This window comes from Leucobacter insecticola (genome assembly GCF_011382965.1).
In the GTDB taxonomy this organism is placed as follows: Bacteria; Actinomycetota; Actinomycetes; order Actinomycetales; family Microbacteriaceae; genus Leucobacter; species Leucobacter insecticola.
Genome location: NZ_CP049934.1, coordinates 2,213,152 through 2,230,773, shown reverse-complemented (window position 1 = coordinate 2,230,773; position 17,622 = coordinate 2,213,152). Strand labels below are relative to the sequence as shown.

Below are 17,622 nucleotides of genomic sequence, written 5' to 3'. Positions count from 1 at the left end.
CCAGATGGCAGGGTGGGGCGTTGTCTCCAGGCGGGAACCGGTTCGAATCTGCTGGAAGATCCGACAGGTAGCCAGCCCTGTGAGTTCTTCATTTCACTGATTCAGGAACACCTCAGCGGTTCTGTTCTCGCTCATGCGTGTGCCTCCGACAGCATGCGAACGATCAGCTCGACCATGAGTTCCTTTTCTTTCGGGTCGCTCATGGCGACCATCAGTGTGATCGCCGCGAGGGTGTTGTTGGTGATGTTCGGTGATTCGCCAGCTCTTCTTAGGATCCCGTTGCGGGCCAAGAACGTCACGAACAGGGCCGCCGCGCTGCGTTTGTTGCCGTCGGATAGTGGGTGATCCTTTACGATGAGGTAGAGCAGATTCGCTGCCTTCTCTTCGACCGTGGGGTAGAGATCCTGACCCCCGAAGCCCTGATAGATCGTGGCGACGATGCCTGCCAGCCCGTCACCGCGCTCGTTACCGAGCAGCCCATCGCCCGGAAACTCTGCCGCGACCCGCTGGATCACCTGGCGCGCCTCTTCAAGCGTTAGCTCCCACCCTGGAACAGCGTGTGGCTTCGGGTTGAGGCTCGCCTCGTCGTAGTCGCGCAGCAGCGTCAACCCGGGCACATACTCGGCCAACACGTCGGCCACGCCCGCGAGCACTTCGTCGCTGGAGCGGGCGAGAATCTGTACCACCTGGCCCAGCTGTTCAAGCCGCTGCTCGTTGACTGCGTAGCCCTGCATCAGGTACTCGCGCAGGCGCTGGGTCGCCCAGATTCGAAACTGGGTCGCGATCGCACTCTTTACGCGATACCCGACGGATAAAACCAGGTCCAGGTTGTAATGCGTAAGTTCGCGCTCGACCGTTCGTTTACCTTCGGTTCGAACTGTTCGGAATTTCCGAACAGTTGCCGAGGCGGACAGCTCACCCTCGGCAAAGATGTTAGTGATATGTTCGCTCACATTGGCTTTCGACGAATCGAAGAGCTCCACGATCTGAGCCTGTGTCAGCCAGACCGTATCAGCCTCGGTGCGTACCTCGAGGCTTATCGAGCCGTCTGCGGAGGTGTAGAGCACGACACCGGTTAGTTCAGTATCCATAGTGTTTCCTCAGTGTTGGCCGCTCGTCAGAGCAGTTTCGGCGATGCACCGAACCGCATCTTGGGCTCTGTGCGCTGTGCTCAGACGGTACTGCGAGCCACCGACATTGACGACTGTGGAGTTTGCGATCATGGTGCATCCCCTTCAAGATCGGCCACGATCGCATCGATTGAGGTGCGCAGCTCGGCTCGCCGCATCACGATCTGCTCAATGCGCGCGTTCACCTCGGTGATGTCGATAGCCTCGCGGGTGTCTTCCGCTTCAACATACGATGACACGGCGATGTTGTAGTCGTTCTCTGCGATGGCGCTGTTCGCGACGACCTTCGCGAAGTGTTCGTCGACTCCGCGATCTTCAAGCGCCTCAAGAATCTTGTCGATGTTGCTCTGCGCCAGCTTGTTCTTGTTGCCGGTGCGGGTGAACTCCGCTGAGGCATCAACGAAGATGACGTCGTTTGTGTGCTTTGACTTCTTCGGCACAATAATGCAGGTGCCGATGGTGGTGCCGAAGAACAGGACCGGCGGCAACGGGATCACGGCCTCAACGTAGTTGTTGTCGATGAGGTACTTGCGGATCTTCCGCTCCGCCCCACCCCGGTACAGTACTCCCGGGAACTCAACGATCGCCGCGGTGCCGTCGGTCGCGAGCCAGTGCAGCATGTGCATCGTGAACACCAGATCGGCCTTCGACTTCGGGGCGAGCACGCCCGCCGGTGCGAACCGCTGATCGTTGACGAGTAGCGGATTCGCACCACCGTCCCACTTAATCGAGTATGGGGGATTGGAGACGATCGCTTCAAATGGTTCTTCGCCCCAGTGTGCGGGATCAAGAAGCGTATCGCCCAGGGCGATATCGAACTTTTCGTAGTTCACTTCGTGCAAGAACATGTTGATGCGCGCCAGGTTGTACGTGGTCAGCTTGATCTCTTGGCCGCAGAACCCGCCGACGTTCTCTTTGCCCAGCACCTTCGCGAACCTCAGCAGCAGGGACCCTGAACCAGCTGCTGGGTCGTACACCTTGTTCACGCGCTTCTTGCCGCGGGTCGCGATGTGGGCGAGGAGCTCTGACATTTCTTGCGGCGTGTAGTCCTCACCACCAGATTTACCCGCGCTTGAGGCGTACATTTGCATCAGGTGCTCGTACGCATCACCGAAAAGGTCGATCGAGTGATCTGCGTACTCACCGCCAATCGGCAGGTCGCCAATGACGTCGAGCAGCTTCACCAGTTTCCCGTTTCGTACTGTGCCTCTTTGGTGCTCGGTGCCATCGTTGTTGGTTCTCCTGCGCTTCGCCGCGCGATTCGGTGGTGTTTGGTCGTTATAGTCACCGTACTAGGGACTACCGACAAGCGCCGAATGGCATTGCGCCGCAAACACGTGACCACCGAGTTCATGTGTCACGGATCTGTACTAAAACGCTGGGAAGTACACATCCGTGACACATGAATCCGGGCGGGCAGGGGAGGGGGCACCGCCTGCCGTTCGTGCGCAAGAAGGGACTTGAACCCTCACGTCCGAAGACACTGGAACCTAAATCCAGCGCGTCTGCCAATTCCGCCACTCGCGCGTGAGCGCACCCGGGGCGAGCACGCGGGAATAAGCATACCGGTTCCTCGTGGTGCCCTGACACCGCCCGCCCCGGGCCAGCTTCGGGCTTTCAGCGTCGCGAGGCCACCTCGATGATCCTTGATTTCGATTCGCTTTGCTCACTCAATCGGCGGAAGGCACGCTTTGCTTACTCAATCGGCGGAAGGTACCCCTCCACCCCCGCTACTCGCCCCGCGCAGGCGCCGCGAGCGTCCTCCGCAGCACGGGCGCCGTCGCTCTGGCCCCAGCGGTGACCAGCAGCATCCCGAAGGCGAGAATCACGGCGATCCCGAGCAGAAACAGCGGCGCCAGCAATGCGGCGGTGAATACCACCGGGGCCGCCAGAGCGACGGCGGCGATGGCCGATCCGATCACGGCAACCGCGGCGGGCATGGTCGCGCTCATCCTGCGGGAACGAATCACCTGAGACACAGGCATGCCGATTCGGTCGAGCGCGATGTAAAGATCCCGCCGCTCAAGCACCGCGGCGGTCTGAGTGATCGCCGCCTGGCACGCGACCACAAGAAACGAGATCGCGACAAGAGCGAGAAGGATCGTGCGGGCATCGCCGAAAATCAGGAGCGTTTCTTCAGACATGAGGTCCTGGCTTTCACTGTTTCGGATCCGGTCGAGATACCCGAGCAGACTGCCGACCGGGATCACCACGAAGGTCGCGAGCGCGAGCCCCGACACACCGCGCCAGGCGGCTTTTGGATCGTCGACCGTGCCGCGCGCAGCGACCAGCCGCGCGGCGTCGCCGGTGCGGGCGGCCCGCATCCGGGCGATCAGCGAGACCGCAAACGGGCCGACGACGCCGAACACCGCCATCACCGCGAGCACGACCGCTGCGAGCGCCCCGACCACCGCGACCACGCCCCAGGCTGGCGACACCGCCCGCGTCACCAGCACCGCCGCGCCAATTACGGCGACGCCGAGCACGAGCCGCAGCCACCCCAGGCGCGGCGCATCCTGCCGGGTGCGCACGCCGAGCGGCGAGATCACCACGCGGCGAAGCCCGAGCAGCGCACTCAGGGCGGCGATACCAACGAGCAGGGGTGGGATCCCCGCAGCCAGCCACCATGGCAGCAGCAAATCGTCGGGCAGCAGACGTCCGCCGTGCAGGGGATCATGCTCAGCGCGAGGGGCAGCGCCGCCGACACCACGGTGCCGAGGGCCACCCCTCCTGCCGCGAGCAGGGTGACCTCCGCAACCGCGATCCGCCGCACGCGGCCGGATGTTGCCCCGATAAGGCGGAGAGCCGCGAGCCGACCGTCCCGGCTGCGCGCCGCGAGCCTGGCCGTCGCGGTGCCGAGGGTGACGAGCGGCACGACAAGCAGGCCCACCAGGGCGAGCGCGAGGATCCGGTACGCCGGCTCATCCGACGGCAGCCGCCAGATCGCGAGCGCGAGCATTGCGACAGCAAAAGCGAGCAGCGTCGTCACCCCGGAGGCGAGCAACTGCAGGCGGGTAAGTGTCCCTGACTCTCGTCGCGGCCGGATCAGGATCCAGCCAGCGCCCCCGCCACTCATGATGCCTCGATTCGGCCGTCGCGCAGCATCACAATGCGATCGCAGCGGCCTGCGATTTGCGCGTCGTGGGTGACGATGACGAGCGCACGAGAGGAGACGCCGCCAGGATCGTGGAGGGTGCCGAGTAGCGCGTCGAGCACCTCGCCCGCCGTGCGCGAATCGAGCGCACCGGTGGGCTCGTCAGCGAAGATCAACGAGGGGGCGGCAACCAACGCCCGGGCGATCGCGACGCGCTGTGCTTGCCCGCCCGAGAGCTGGCCGAGGCGCCGCCCGCCAAGCCCCGCGAGCCCGAGGCGAGAAAGCTCGGCCTCCGCCCGGCCAAACGCCGCCGCCCGCCCAACCCCGCCAGCAGCAGCGGGAGCGCGACGTTTTCGATCGCCGGGAGTTCCGGCAGCAGCATGCCCTGCTGAAACACAAAGCCGAAGCGACGCAGCCGAGACTCCGAGCGTTCCGCATCGGCAAGGCCGGAGAGTTCGTCTGCTCCGTCGCCGTCTCGCCGCCGCACGAGCACCTCGCCGCTGTCGGCGGGCACGATCCCGGCGATCGCGTGAAGCAGCGTCGACTTGCCCGATCCGCTCGGCCCCATGATCGCGACGGCCTCACCGGGCGCGATGTCGAGGCTCGCGTCGATGAGGGCCTGGGCCTGGTCAAAAGACTTGCTGAGCTGCCGCGCGCGCAACAGCCAGGGGGAGCCGATCGCCCCGCTGCGTAACGCAGCAGGGCGAGAATCGAGTTAAGGGTTCATCTTTGGTGCTTTCCGTGAGGTGATTGAAGAGGGGATGATTCCAAGCTACGAACCCAGGCAACGATTCAACACCGCCCACGGGTTGATCCGCATCTTCCACCCGCGGGTGGAAGCCAAATCTCGCGAGGTGCGAGAGAATGAGGCGAGGAGGTCACGTGTCAGCACCCGCGGTATTCGAGGAGCCTGCCCTGCGCAGGCCTCGGATCGTGCGGTGGTTTGCCGAACGGCCCAGGATCGCGGACGTGTTGGTGATCCTCGCGTGCGCGGCGCCCGCCTCGGCCGTGCTTCTGCTGGAGCCACCGACACACGCGTGGCTCGGCTGGCTGTGTGTGGGAGCAACGGCGCTTGCCCTGTGGCGGCGGCGTCAGTATCCGCTCGTGGTGCTGCTCGTGGTGATGGCGTTTGCGGCGCTGAACCCGATTTCTGCGCAGACGATGTCGCCAGGCCAGCTCGAAACGTTCTTCACCGTTTATACGCTTGCGGCGCAGCGGCGCATGCGGACCGCGATCCTCGGCGCCCTCGCTGGCGCTGTCGTGGTGCTTGCGTTCTCGGGTCTTGCGGTGCTGTTCGGGATCCGCGACGGGTTTCCGGCCTCGCTGCTCAATTTCACTGCGGTGATCGCGATCGCCCTCGGCGTTGCCGTGCGCGCGAGCCGGGCGCGGCGCGAGGCGATTACGACCATGATCGAGATGCGCGAGGAGCGGGCAAGGTCGGCAGAGCGCACGCGTATCGCCGCCGAGATGCACGACGTCGTGGCGCACTCGATCACCGTGATGGTTGCGCTTGCGGGTGGTGCGGAGGCTGGCTGGCAGAAACACCCCGAGCGGGCCAGGCGGGCGCTCGAACAGCTCGGCGATGTCGGCGCGCGGGCGCTCGAAGAGATGCAGCGCACGCTCCAGGTGCTGCACGAGGGTGACGAGAAGCTCACGGAGGATCTCGCGCACTCCGGGCACAACGTGCCGGAACTCGCTGAGCTCGTGGCGGAGTTTCGGGAGGCCGGGCTGCCGGTCACACTCGCAGAGGATCCCGAACTGCCAAGCGATCCGGCGCTCCGGACGACGATCTACCGGGTCGTGCGCGAATCGCTGACGAATACGCTCCGCCACGCCACCGGCACGAGCTTTGTTGAGGTGAAGGTGGTGCGTGATGCGGATGATGTCGTGGCGACGGTCACGGACAATGGACGGCAGGACCCTGCCCGAGAGACAGCGGGTTCGAGGCTCGGGCTGCAGGCAATGCGCGAGCGGGCGGCGGCGTTCGGCGGAACTCTTGAGGCGGGCCCGCTCCTGGCAACGCCGGCGTCACCGGGCGGAGGCTGGCGGGTTTGTGCGCGGCTCAAGGTGAAGGAGGGGCCGTGATGGGCGAGCATTCGCAGGGCCAGGATCCGCTGCGGGTCGTGGTGGTTGACGACCAGCCGCTCGAACGCGCCGGGATCGCCCTGATCCTTGACTCCGACGACAGCATTGAAGTGGTGGGGGAGGCCGGCAGCGGTGAAGATGCCCTCGATGCTGTCGCGCGCCAGAAGCCTGACATCGTCCTCATGGACGTTCGCATGCCTGGCATGGGCGGGATCGAGGCAACCCGGCGGATCACCGAGCGTGATCCGGGCGTCCGGGTCATCGTGCTGACCACCTTCGACCTTGATGAGGCTGCGTTCGGGAGCCTGCGCGCGGGCGCAAGCGCGTTTCTGCTCAAGAGCATCAGGCCCGCCGCACTCGTGGATGCCGTACAGACGGTCGCTGCGGGATCCGCTGTCGCGGCGCCGAGCCTCACCAGCAAACTCATTGAGCATTTTCTTGCGGGGAACAACCATCCTGTCGGGCCCAGAAGTGACGCACTCGGCCGGCTCAGTCCCCGCGAGCGAGAGATCTTTGCTGCAGTGGTGCGGGGGCGCTCAAACCCTGAGATCGCCGAAGAGCTGTTTCTCGCGCATTCGACGGTGAAATCCCACGTCAACGCGATCTTCGCGAAGCTCCACCTCAGGGATCGCGTCCACGCCGTGATCCTGGGCTACGAACTCGGTTACAGCCCTGAGTCAGGATCCGCAGCCAGGCGCAGGTAAAGTGGGCGCAGACATCCCGGAAAGTGCTGGGACAGAGGCCAGAATCCGTGAATGTCAGTGGGTGATGTGACACTGGTTTTATGTCCTCCCAATCCTCCGTAGACCCGCGCAGCATCGCCCCGGCGATGTTGCGCGACACTGCGATGGACGCTGTACTGAGCGAGCTGGAAGCATTGGAGCAAGAAAGCCGCGCCCTCGAGGCTCGACGCTTGAAACTGCTCGCCGCGGCCGCAGATATCGCACGACTCGATGCCGAGCCCGCACCCTCAGCGAATGTCAGTGGGAGGAAGACGGAATTGGCGTATCGTTCGGTCCGTGCGGAGATCGCCGCTGCTCTGCACCTCAGCGAATGGAGCATTGGTCGGCAGATGCATCATGCTTGCGCCCTCACCGAACAATATTCGCGCATCCGTGACGCGCTCGAAGATGGCCTGATTGGTGCGCAGCACGCTTCCGTGGTGGTTGAGGCTGGCTGCGTGATTGGTGTCGGCGGTGACGTCACCGCGGTGCTTCGGCGCGCCGCATACGAACAAGCGGTGCTACCGTTCGCGCAGACCGAAACGCCGAGCAGACTGCGGTCGATCGTGCGGGCCCTTGCGGAGCAGTTCGCTGAAGTGTCCCTCGATGAGCGTCATGAAGTGGCGAAGAAGAATCGTCGGGTGACGGTGACCGCGCACGAGGATGGCATGGCGGATCTGATCGCGTATCTTCCGGCGGTCGAGGCGTATGCGATCTATGATCGCCTGGCTCGTATGAGTCGGGCAAGTCGCGATTCAGCGGGATCCGATTCAGCGGGATCCGATTCAGCGGGATCCGACTCAACTGGATTCGACTCCGCAGGATCCGACTCAACGGAGGATCGCTCGTGTGACGAGTTGCGGGCGGATCTTTTCACCCGGATTCTCCTGGGCGATACGCCAGACACGAAAGGCACACGCGGGAGGCGAAGTGCGCCCGCCGGGGCTGAGCGATCTTCTGCGCGGCTTGGCAAGGTTCGGGCAGAGGTTCAGCTCGTTATTCCGGCGGCTGCTCTCGGGCTTTCCCCGCTCCGCAGCGGCCATTCGAAGGATCCCCGCAGTGGCGGCGCCCTGAACGACGCGGGGGTCTGGAGCGACGCAGAAGCGCTCCGCGAAGTGCTCCATCCGCCGCCGGCTACTCTCGCCGGGTATGGGCCGATCGATCAGGCATCCGCGGCCCGACTTTCCGAGACCGCGGCGTCGTGGGATGTGACCTATGTGGATGCTGATACGGGCGCGCTGGTTTCAGTAGAACGCTACCGGCCCTCGAAACGGATTCGGCGATACCTGCGGGTGCGAGATCAGAGATGCCGCTTCCCCGGCTGCGCAGTCCCGGCGATCCGCTGCGATATCGACCACACCATTGATGCCGCACTGGGTGGAGCGACCTCAACGGCTAACCTTTCCGCGGCCTGTAAGGGACACCATACGTTGAAGCATCACAGCGCCTGGCGGGTTACGCAGCCGGTAGAGGGGGTACTGGAATGGACGTCACCCGCGGGGCGGAGCTACCGGGAAAAGCCACCCAGCCGGGTGGCGTTCGTTCCCGTGAACCCCGAGACCGCCCTCGCGGAGAGTGATTCCGCACCGCACCCATTCTGACGGATTGCCTTTTCCGCCGGGCACTCCGTTCCAGTCAAAGACTGCTATCGTCCTGCGGGCGGAGCCACGACCTCCGCGCCGGGAGGAAGTTCGGTGCCCGCAGGCAGGCGCACGGTCACGAAGTTACTGGCGGCAGTCTCAGTGACTGCGGAGTGCCGCAGCCCGGCCTCGATGTTGCCCGCGGTAATGGGGCAGCGTGATCCGGAGCGTGCTGCTTGCTCATCTTGTCGATCCAGGCCAGCGCGAGCGCCGACACGATGAAGGCGAGGTGGATCATGACCTCCCAGAACACGCCGTTATACGAATAGAGAACATTGCCGTCGCTGGTGCGCACAATGTCGTTCTCCATGCGACCGACCTCGATGAACGTCTTCAGGAGGTGGATCGAGGAGATCGAGATGATGGAGATCGCGAGCTTCACCTTCAACAGGTTCGCGTTGACGTGCGATAGCCAATCGGGCTCGTCGTGGTGGCCTTCGACGCGGATCTTAGAGACGAAGGTCTCGTAGCCGCCGATGATGACCATGATCAGCAGGTTCGCGATCATCACGATGTCGATGAGCGCGAGCACACCCAGCATGACATCGGTCTCGCTGATGTGACCCGACAGGATCGCCTTGTCGATCAGATGCCACAGCTCCACAAAGAACAGCACCACATAGACGGCCTGCGCCACGATGAGGCCGAGGTAGAGGGGCGCCTGTAGCCAGCGGCTCGCGAAGATAAATCCTGCGAGGGTGCGCGACGCGAATCCCGGTCCGCGGTCGGCGCTGCGCTCAATGGAATTAGCGGATCGATTGCTCACGGGTACCTCTCGTGCGGGATCACGGACGTTACATATGCTAGTGCAGGATGACTATCCCGCCGATTGAGCGAGCGCGAGCCAGTCGAAATCAAAGGTGCGCTGGCGCCGGCAGATCTTGCCTTCCATCCACTACACTGAAGTAGGCGAAGGGGAGTATTCCAGTTTCGTCCGCCTCGTCAGTACGTGTCGCTCCGCAGCGGCACCGGAGCGGATGCGGTGCGCGAAGACCAGAGATGGTCAGGTTCGTGCAGCGGGAAGAGACTTTCGGCGTTTTGCGCACCCCGCGCCCAGTCGAAGGAAGTCCGTGACCTCTGCTCTCCCACTCTGGTTCGAAATCGGATCGATGGTCGTACTCGTTGCGATCCTGGTTCTTGATCTTGCCCTTATTGTCCGTCGCCCCCACGTTCCCTCGATGCGGGAGGCGAGCCTGTGGGTCGGCTTCTACGTGTTGCTCGCGCTTGTGTTTGCCGGGGCAATGTTCCTGCTCGGCGATGTGCAGCACGGCACCGAGTTCCTGACTGGCTGGCTCACCGAATACAGCCTCTCCATTGACAATCTCTTTGTCTTTGTGATGATCCTCGCGAGTTTCAAGGTGCCGACGGCATATCAGCAGCGTGCATTGATGATCGGGATCGTACTCGCGCTCATCTTCCGCGGCATCTTTATCCTGGCTGGTGCGGCAGTAATCGAACGCTTTATTGCGGTGTTCTTCATCTTCGGTGCGTGGCTCATTTGGACCGCCTGGCAGCAGGTAAAGCCGGGCGAGCACGAAAACACGGGTGACAGCTGGGTGATCCGACAAGCCAAGAAGGTAATGCCCTTCAGCGATGACTATGACGGCGGCAAGATCCGCACCGTGGTCGACGGCAAGCGCATGTTCACGCCGTTTCTGCTGGTGTTGATTTCTCTCGGCGCGACGGATCTGCTCTTTGCGCTGGACTCGATCCCCGCGGTCCTCGGCATCACCCAGAACCCGTTCATCGTGTTCACCGCCAACATCTTTGCCCTGATGGGGTTGCGTCAGCTCTACTTCCTGCTCGGGGGGCTGCTGGAACGTCTCGAATATCTCAAGTACGGTATTGCGGCGATCCTGGCGTTCATCGGCGTCAAGCTGATTCTGCATGCGCTCCACGACAATGAGCTGCCGTTCATCAACGGTGGCGAAAGTGTGCCGGTGCCGGAGCCGTCTACCTGGATGTCACTCGCTGTCATTGTCTTGGCGATGTTCGTAGCCACCGTCGCCAGCGTGGTGAAGGCGAAGCGTGACGCGAAGGCTCGCGGTGAGCGTTTGCGGATCGGTGCCTCAGAAACCGAGTGATAGACTGTCGCTCATGCGTCGGCGGCAACAGCTTCTTCCAAGCCGCGACGGGGTTTAGCCCATCGGCCACCCGTCGCGGAGTTTCGTATCGCCGATTTTCATGCGCGGGCAGGGAATTTTTTGCGCAGCGCAGCGATTAAACATCGTAGAGACTTGAGAAGAGAAGCACACATGAGTGATCAGAACGCCGCCGGGGCACGCGCGCCACGTACGCTGGCCGAAAAGCTCTGGGAAGACCACGTCGTCGTCAAGGGTGAGAACGGTGACCCGGATCTCATCTACATTGATCTGCATCTCATTCACGAGGTGACAAGCCCGCAGGCGTTTGACGGACTGCGCGTCGCGGATCGCCCCCTGCGCCGCGTCGACCTGATGATCGCGACAGAGGATCACAACACGCCGACGCTGAACATCACCCGCCAGATCGAAGACCCCACGAGTCGCCTGCAGATCGAGACGCTCCGTAAAAACGTCGCCGAATTCGGTGTGCGTTCTCACCCCCTCGGTGACACCGAGCAGGGAATTGTGCACGTTGTTGGCCCGCAGTTGGGTCTCACGATGCCGGGCATCACCGTCGTCTGCGGTGACAGTCACACCTCGACCCACGGTGCATTCGGAGCGCTCGCGTTCGGGATCGGCACCAGCGAGGTCGAACACGTCATGGCGACCCAAACCCTGCCGCTGAAACCGTTCAAGACCATGGCGATCAATGTCGAGGGCGAGCTCCGCCCCGGTGTCACGGCGAAAGACATTATTCTCGCCGTGATCGCGAAGATCGGCACCGGCGGTGGGCAGGGTTACGTCCTCGAGTACCGCGGATCCGCGATCCGTGCGCTGTCGATGGACGGCCGCATGACTATCTGCAACATGTCGATCGAGGCCGGTGCCCGCGCGGGGATGGTCGCGCCCGACGAAACTACCTTTGAATACGTCAAGGGTCGCCCCCACGCGCCGCAGGGCGACGACTGGGATGCGGCGGTGGCGTACTGGAAGACGCTGCCGAGCGACGAGGGTGCGAAGTTCGACGCCGAGGTGTTCATCGACGCGAATGAGCTCGAGCCCTTCGTGACCTGGGGCACCAACCCGGGCCAGGGCGTGCTGCTGAGCGATCGCGTGCCGAATCCCGCAGACATCGCCGACCCGAACGAGCGCGCAAACGCCGAGCGGGCGCTCGAATACATGGATCTCACCGCGGGCACTCCCATGAAGGAGATCCCGGTCGACGCCGTCTTCATGGGATCCTGCACCAACAGCCGCCTGGACGATCTGCGCACCTTCGCCGAGATCATCAAGGGCAAGAAAAAGGCCGATGGTGTGCGCCTGATGGTGGTGCCGGGCTCCGCCCGCGTGCGCCTTGAAGCCGAGGCCGAGGGGATCGACAAAATTGTTGAGGAATTCGGCGGAGAATGGCGATTTGCCGGCTGCTCCATGTGCCTTGGCATGAACCCCGACCAGCTCGCCCCCGGCGAGCGCTGCGCGTCCACGTCAAACCGCAACTTCGAAGGCCGCCAGGGCAAGGGTGGCCGCACCCATCTGGTGTCCCCGCTCGTGGCAGCCGCGACCGCGATCCGCGGCACCCTGTCGAGCCCGTGGGATCTGCAAACCGACGCGGCCAACGGCATCTCGCACACTGCGGTCGCTGCAAATGAGAAGGTTGAGGCCTAGATCATGGACAAGTTCACCACGATGACCGGCTTGGCCGCGCCCCTGAAACGCTCAAATGTTGATACGGACCAGATCATTCCCGCGGTCTTCTTGAAGCGTGTCACGAAGACCGGTTTCGACGACGCCCTGTTCTATCACTGGCGTCAGGATCCAGATTTTGTGCTGAATCAGCCGCAGTATCAGGGGCCGAGATCCTTGTCGCAGGACCGGACTTTGGCACTGGATCCTCTCGGGAGCATGCCGTGTGGGCGCTGCGAGATTTTGGTTTCAGGGTCGTCATCTCTGCCCGATTCGCAGACATTTTCCGCGGCAACTCGGGCAAACAGGGTTTGCTCGCGGCGCAGGTGAGCGAGGCTGATGTTGAGCGGCTGTGGGCGGCAATTGATGCTGCGCCCGGCACGCAGCTCACCGTCAGCCTTGAGGACCGCACGGTCACAGTGGGGGAGCTCACCGTGCCTTTTGACGTCGATGATTACACTCGCTGGCGCCTGATGGAGGGTCTCGACGACATCTCCCTGACGCTGCGCAGCGAAGACAAGATCACCGAGTTCGAAGCGCATCGCCCGAGTTGGATGCCCAAGACACTACCGGTGGGAGCCGAGTGAATACCCAGAACACCCTTGAGGTTGATGAGCAGGAGTCGCAGAACATGAGCATTGCAGAGCATGATGCGACCTCGGACGAAGCTGAGAAGCTCGCGCAGTCGCCCGAAGATCTTGAAGCGGCCGGCCGCAAACTTGATGCGCAGAAGGCAGGCGCGCGTGTTGGCCTGACCTCCGACGAAATCATCATCAACGGCGGGCGTCCACTCAAGGGACGCATCGAGGTACGCGGCGCCAAGAACCTCGCGACCAAGGCGATGGTGGCGGCGCTGCTCGGGAAGTCACCGAGTGTGCTGCGCAATGTCCCTAACATTTCCGATGTGCGCGTGGTGGCGGGGCTGCTGGCACTGCATGGTGTGCTGATCACGCGCGGGGACGATCCTGGCGAGTGGCGCCTCGACCCCTCGAACGTTGAAGTTGCGCACCAGGCCGACATCGACGCTCACGCGGGCTCGTCGCGGATCCCGATCCTGTTCTGCGGACCTCTCTTGCACCGACTGGGCGAGGCGTTCATTCCCGACCTCGGTGGCTGCAGGATCGGCGATCGCCCGATCGATTTCCACCTTGATGCGCTGCGCAAATTTGGCGCCGTCATTGAAAAGCTTCCGAGCGGGATCAGCTTGACTGCCCCGCACGGGCTGAAGGGCGCCAACATCGAGTTGCCCTACCCCTCTGTGGGTGCGACCGAGCAGGTCCTGCTCACCTCAGTGCTTGCTGAGGGACAGACCGAGCTGCGCAACGCGGCGATCGAGCCGGAAATTATCGACCTCATTTGCATCCTGCAGAAGATGGGCGCGATCATCTCCGTCGAGCCGAACCGAGTGATCTTCATCGAGGGCGTCCCCGAGCTGCGCGGGTACGATCACCGCGCGATTTTCGACCGGAATGAGGCCGCAAGCTGGGCCGCCGCCGCCCTCGCCACCAAGGGCGACGTGTTTGTTGGCGGTGTGAAGCAAGAAGAGATGATGACCTTCTTGAACGTGTTCCGCAAGGTCGGCGGTGACTTCGACGTGCACGACGACGGTATTCGGTTCTGGCACCCCGGCGGTGACCTGAAGCCCGTCACCATTGAGACAGACGTGCACCCCGGCTTCATGACCGACTGGCAGCAGCCGCTCGTGGTGGCGCTGACGCAGGCGCAGGGCGTGTCGACGATCCACGAGACCGTCTACGAGAACCGTTTCGGATTCACGGACGCCCTCAATAAGATGGGCGCCGACATTACCGTGTACAAGGACGGTTTGAGCGATCCGCGCAGGCGCGTGAAGCGCCGCGAATTCGAGCAGGCGGCTGTGATTACGGGACCGGTGCCGCTCAGGGGAGCGGATATCGAGGTGCCGGACCTGCGTGGCGGCTTCAGCCACCTCATCGCAGCGCTTACGGCCGAGGGGCAGTCTAAAGTCACAAACCTCGGCATTATCTCGCGCGGTTACGAAAACTTCATTGAGAAGCTGCGGCTGCTCGGTGCAGACTTTGTGTTCGAAAGCTAGCGGGTGGCTCGACGATTCTGCGGTTTCCGAGCTGTCATGCAGCTGTGGGAAGCGGACTCCGAGATAATCGAAGCATGACTGAAACGGTGAAGCTGCGGAGCCTCCGCTCAGCAGAGAAACGGCGGCCCAGCCTCTTCTGGGTGCTGGCGACCCTGATCCTGCCTCTGTGGTCGCTGATGGCGCGCTATCGCTTCACACCCGCATCGAAGCTGCCGCAGTCAGGGCCGTTTATCATCGCGCCGAATCACTTCAGCGAGCTTGACCCTATCGCCATGGGCGCCGCCGTGTGGCATCTCGGCCGGGCACCGCGCTTCATGGCAAAGGCCAGCCTGTTTAAAGTGCCAGTCTTGGGGGCGCTCATGCGTTCCACCGGGCAGATTCCGGTCGAGCGCACGGGCGCGATCCCGAGTCGCGATGGCAAGAACCCGATGGGCGCCGCCGCTCAGCTCATCGAGCAAGAGGCAGCTGTTGTTGTCTACCCTGAGGGCACGCTGACGCGGGATCCTGGCCTCTGGCCCATGCGGGGTAAGAGCGGTGCAGTGCGACTCGCACTGGAATCCGGCGTGCCGCTGATCCCGGCCGCTCACTGGGGTACCGAGAAGCTGATGCCGCGCTACGCGAAGCGGATCCGCCCCTTCCCACGTAAGACCATCGAGGTTGCGATCGGTGAGCCGCTCGACCTCAGCAAGTTCAAGGATCGCACGCTCGATCAGCAGACGATCAACGAGGCGACGAGTCTGCTGATGGACGCGATTACGGCGCTGCTTGCTGAGCTGCGCGGCGAAGAGCCCCCGGCCGAGCGCTGGGATCCGAGTAAACACCAACAGAGTGAAACGGGCCGCTTTTGAACGTCAAATCTGTTCCACTCGGATCTGGAAAGGGAACGCGTAACCGCGGGCGCAAGGTTGCCGTGATTGGTTCGGGCAGTTGGGGCACCACTTTTGCCAAGGTGCTCAGCGATGCTGGCTGCGATGTGACCGTGTGGGCGCGTCGCCCCGAGGTCGCGCAAGAAATACAGGTCGCAAAGCGGAACAGCCAGTATTTGCCCGGCATCAACCTCCCTAAGAACCTGAAAGCGACGGACTCTCTCGAGATCGCGCTGAAGGGCGCGCAGCTCGTTTTTCTCGCGGTGCCGAGCCAAACGTTGCGCCAGAACCTCCTCGAACTTGAGCCATTCCTAGAGCATCGGAGCGTGCTCGTCAGCCTGGTCAAGGGAGTCGAGCAGACCACCACCATGCGCATGTCGGAGGTGATCGCCGACACCTTGGACATCGGGCCGGAACGGATTGGCGTCGTGTCCGGGCCAAACATCGCACTCGAGATCGCGAAGGAGCAGCCCACGGGCGCCGTGGCGTCGTGCGTGGACATGCAGGTCGCGCAACTTATTGCGACCGCCTGCTCCGCACCTTACTTCCGCAGCTACTTCAACACCGATGTGGTGGGGACGGAGCTCGGCGGCGTGCTGAAAAACCTCATCGCACTTGCCATTGGCATCGTCGACGGCGTTGGCTACGGCGAGAACACGAAGGCCGCGATCATCACGCGCGGGCTCGCGGAGATGACCGAGTTTGCCGTTGCATCCGGCGCGGATCCCGTCACCCTTTCGGGGCTCGCCGGACTCGGCGACCTGATCGCCACCTGCCAGTCGCCGCTATCGCGCAACAACACCGCCGGGCGCCTCATTGGCCAGGGCTACACCCAGGAAGAGACCCGAGAGCAAATGCAGCAGACCGCTGAGGGCATCACCTCGGTCCCGCCGGTGCTCGAGCTTGCCCGCGAACGCGGCATTGTGATGCCGATCGTCGAGCAGGTGCACATGGTCCTGAGTGGCACCATGGCCCCGCAGCAGCTCGGTCCGCACCTCGCGACCGAGGATGACGTGCCTCGCCCAGAGCTTCGTCTTGGCGGAGAACGGCCCAGCCGTTGGAAGCGTTTTCTTGCGCGCATGAAGGGAAGCACAGAGTGAACTCCATTGCCACTGTGAAGCGTACTGTCGTCCTGCTTTTTGGCGGCCGCTCAAGTGAACACGGCATTAGCTGTGTGACGGCCGCTGGCGTGTTGCGGGCGATTGATCGAGAGCTGTTCGACGTGATCCCGGTCGGAATCACGAAGCACGGCGCGACGGTGCTGATGCAGGAGGAAGACCTTTCCGGTTATGAGCTCGAGGCCGGGGCTCTCCCCGAGGTGCTGGACAACGGCACGCGGGTGCTGTGGCCAGCGTCGACGCAGACGCGCTCGTTGACGCTTATTGACCAGTCGGGGGCGCTCCGCACACTCGGGCACATCGACGCTGTGCTGCCGATGATGCACGGACCCTACGGTGAAGACGGCACGATCCAAGGGATGCTTGACCTTATCGACCTGCCCTATGTGGGCAGCGGGGTGTTGGGATCCGCGCTGTGCATGGACAAGCACGCGGTGAAGACGATCCTCGCGGATGCTGGAATAGCGGTGGCACCGTGGCGAACGGTGACGAAACAGCAACTCGAACGGGATCCCTATCTCGCTGAGCACCTTGACGAGGGGCTGAACTACCCGCTGTTTGTGAAGCCCGCGCGGGCCGGATCGAGCGTGGGGGTGAGCCGTGTGACAGAGGCTTCAGAGATCCCGGCGGCGCTTGAAGTGGCGTTCGCTGAGGATCGCACGGTGCTGATCGAGTCGGGCGTGACTGGCCGTGAGGTTGAGATTGCCGTGCTCGAGGGTCGCGGTGACGCTGCGCCTCGCACGAGCAGCGTGATTGGCGAGATCGTGATGAGTGGGCGCGAGTTTTACGATTTTGAGGCGAAGTACCTGGGGGCCTCCGGCGTTGATCTTGCGCTGCCGGCGAAGGTCACCCCGGAAGAGTTCACCGCGATCCGCGATGCTGCCGTGCTTGCCTTTGAAGTTGCGCAGTGCGCGGGGCTGTCGCGCATCGACTTCTTCCTGACGGCGGACGGTCCTGTGCTGAACGAGATCAACACCCTTCCGGGGTTCACGCCGATCTCGATGTACCCGCGGCTGTGGCAGGAGTCTGGCCTAGGGTACACCGAGCTGATTACCGAGCTCATCGAGCTTGCGATCGAGAGACCTGCCTCCTACTAGCGCCGTCGTTCTGCACGTCAGCCGGTACT

The 17,622-nt window shown here is 63.2% G+C and carries 14 protein-coding genes, 1 tRNA gene and 3 pseudogenes; 10 read left to right on the top strand and 8 right to left on the bottom strand.

Going from position 1 to position 17,622, the window contains the following annotated elements; all coding sequences use genetic code 11:
• Nucleotides 1-131: 131 nt before the first annotated feature.
• The 7 genes and pseudogenes from G7067_RS10350 to G7067_RS14950 form a co-directional block, all read right to left on the bottom strand.
• Complete coding sequence (locus G7067_RS10350) at nt 132-1,091, bottom strand: virulence RhuM family protein/type II toxin-antitoxin system death-on-curing family toxin (protein WP_166324015.1); 960 nt, start codon at nt 1,089-1,091, stop codon at nt 132-134.
• 128 nt (nt 1,092-1,219) lie between these two features.
• Nucleotides 1,220-2,329: pseudogene (locus G7067_RS10345) on the bottom strand (type I restriction-modification system subunit M); the annotation flags it as partial.
• A 246-nt stretch (nt 2,330-2,575) separates the two neighbouring features.
• Nucleotides 2,576-2,657, bottom strand: a tRNA-Leu gene (locus tag G7067_RS10340).
• A gap of 203 nt (nt 2,658-2,860) precedes the next feature.
• On the bottom strand, nt 2,861-3,769 hold the full coding sequence (locus G7067_RS10335; protein WP_166324013.1) for a hypothetical protein: 909 nt from the start codon (nt 3,767-3,769) through the stop codon (nt 2,861-2,863).
• Entirely contained in the window at nt 3,706-4,206 is a 501-nt protein-coding gene (locus G7067_RS10330) for a hypothetical protein (RefSeq protein ID WP_166324011.1), read from the bottom strand. Before G7067_RS10330 ends, G7067_RS10335 begins: the two co-directional genes overlap by 64 nt.
• Nucleotides 4,203-4,400 carry a hypothetical protein gene (locus G7067_RS14955; RefSeq protein ID WP_341872823.1) on the bottom strand — a complete coding sequence of 66 codons (198 nt, stop codon included), beginning with the start codon at nt 4,398-4,400 and terminating at the stop codon, nt 4,203-4,205. Before G7067_RS14955 ends, G7067_RS10330 begins: the two co-directional genes overlap by 4 nt.
• Nucleotides 4,401-4,600: 200 nt before the next feature.
• Nucleotides 4,601-4,792: pseudogene (locus G7067_RS14950) on the bottom strand (ATP-binding cassette domain-containing protein); the annotation flags it as partial.
• Between the two features lie 314 nt (nt 4,793-5,106).
• Here G7067_RS14950 and G7067_RS10320 point away from each other — a divergent pair.
• The 3 genes from G7067_RS10320 (at nt 5,107) to G7067_RS10310 (ending at nt 8,632) form a co-directional block, all read left to right on the top strand.
• Nucleotides 5,107-6,309: a sensor histidine kinase gene (locus G7067_RS10320; protein WP_166324009.1), complete on the top strand. Its 1,203-nt coding sequence runs from the start codon at nt 5,107-5,109 to the stop codon at nt 6,307-6,309.
• Entirely contained in the window at nt 6,309-7,013 is a 705-nt protein-coding gene (locus G7067_RS10315; protein ID WP_166324007.1) for a response regulator transcription factor, read from the top strand. Before G7067_RS10320 ends, G7067_RS10315 begins: the two co-directional genes overlap by 1 nt.
• 80 nt (nt 7,014-7,093) lie before the next feature.
• Nucleotides 7,094-8,632, top strand: a complete 1,539-nt coding sequence (locus G7067_RS10310; protein ID WP_205881127.1) for an HNH endonuclease signature motif containing protein — start codon at nt 7,094-7,096, stop codon at nt 8,630-8,632.
• A gap of 115 nt (nt 8,633-8,747) precedes the next feature.
• On the opposite strand, the gene G7067_RS10305 is transcribed toward G7067_RS10310, so the two are convergent.
• A complete protein-coding gene (locus G7067_RS10305; protein ID WP_166324005.1) occupies nt 8,748-9,437 on the bottom strand; it encodes a TIGR00645 family protein in 690 nt (229 codons plus the stop codon).
• Nucleotides 9,438-9,741: 304 nt separating this feature from the next.
• On the opposite strand from G7067_RS10305, the gene G7067_RS10300 reads away from it, so the two are divergent.
• The 7 genes and pseudogenes from G7067_RS10300 (at nt 9,742) to G7067_RS10270 (ending at nt 17,593) form a co-directional block, all read left to right on the top strand.
• Entirely contained in the window at nt 9,742-10,755 is a 1,014-nt protein-coding gene (locus tag G7067_RS10300; protein WP_205881126.1) for a TerC family protein, read from the top strand.
• A 171-nt stretch (nt 10,756-10,926) separates the two neighbouring features.
• Nucleotides 10,927-12,420 carry a 3-isopropylmalate dehydratase large subunit gene (leuC, locus tag G7067_RS10295; protein ID WP_166324000.1) on the top strand — a complete coding sequence of 498 codons (1,494 nt, stop codon included), beginning with the start codon at nt 10,927-10,929 and terminating at the stop codon, nt 12,418-12,420.
• A gap of 3 nt (nt 12,421-12,423) precedes the next feature.
• Nucleotides 12,424-13,025, top strand: a pseudogene (gene leuD, locus G7067_RS10290) (3-isopropylmalate dehydratase small subunit).
• Nucleotides 13,026-13,075: 50 nt separating this feature from the next.
• Nucleotides 13,076-14,512: a UDP-N-acetylglucosamine 1-carboxyvinyltransferase gene (murA, locus tag G7067_RS10285; protein WP_425280713.1), complete on the top strand. Its 1,437-nt coding sequence runs from the start codon at nt 13,076-13,078 to the stop codon at nt 14,510-14,512.
• A 74-nt stretch (nt 14,513-14,586) separates the two neighbouring features.
• Nucleotides 14,587-15,360, top strand: coding sequence for a lysophospholipid acyltransferase family protein (locus G7067_RS10280; RefSeq protein ID WP_205881125.1), 774 nt, complete (start codon nt 14,587-14,589; stop codon nt 15,358-15,360).
• A gap of 62 nt (nt 15,361-15,422) precedes the next feature.
• Nucleotides 15,423-16,478: an NAD(P)H-dependent glycerol-3-phosphate dehydrogenase gene (locus tag G7067_RS10275; RefSeq protein ID WP_341872822.1), complete on the top strand. Its 1,056-nt coding sequence runs from the start codon at nt 15,423-15,425 to the stop codon at nt 16,476-16,478.
• Nucleotides 16,475-17,593, top strand: coding sequence for a D-alanine--D-alanine ligase family protein (locus tag G7067_RS10270; RefSeq protein ID WP_205881124.1), 1,119 nt, complete (start codon nt 16,475-16,477; stop codon nt 17,591-17,593). Before G7067_RS10275 ends, G7067_RS10270 begins: the two co-directional genes overlap by 4 nt.
• Nucleotides 17,594-17,622 lie beyond the last annotated feature (29 nt).

Coding starts and splice junctions, on each gene's coding strand:
- G7067_RS10350 (WP_166324015.1), bottom strand. CDS start 1,091: ATGGATACTGAACTAACCGGTGTCGTGCTCTACACCTCCGCAGACGGC.
- G7067_RS10330 (WP_166324011.1), bottom strand. CDS start 4,206: ATGAGTGGCGGGGGCGCTGGCTGGATCCTGATCCGGCCGCGACGAGAG.
- G7067_RS10315 (WP_166324007.1), top strand. CDS start 6,309: ATGGGCGAGCATTCGCAGGGCCAGGATCCGCTGCGGGTCGTGGTGGTT.
- G7067_RS10310 (WP_205881127.1), top strand. CDS start 7,094: ATGTCCTCCCAATCCTCCGTAGACCCGCGCAGCATCGCCCCGGCGATG.
- leuC (WP_166324000.1), top strand. CDS start 10,927: ATGAGTGATCAGAACGCCGCCGGGGCACGCGCGCCACGTACGCTGGCC.
- G7067_RS10280 (WP_205881125.1), top strand. CDS start 14,587: ATGACTGAAACGGTGAAGCTGCGGAGCCTCCGCTCAGCAGAGAAACGG.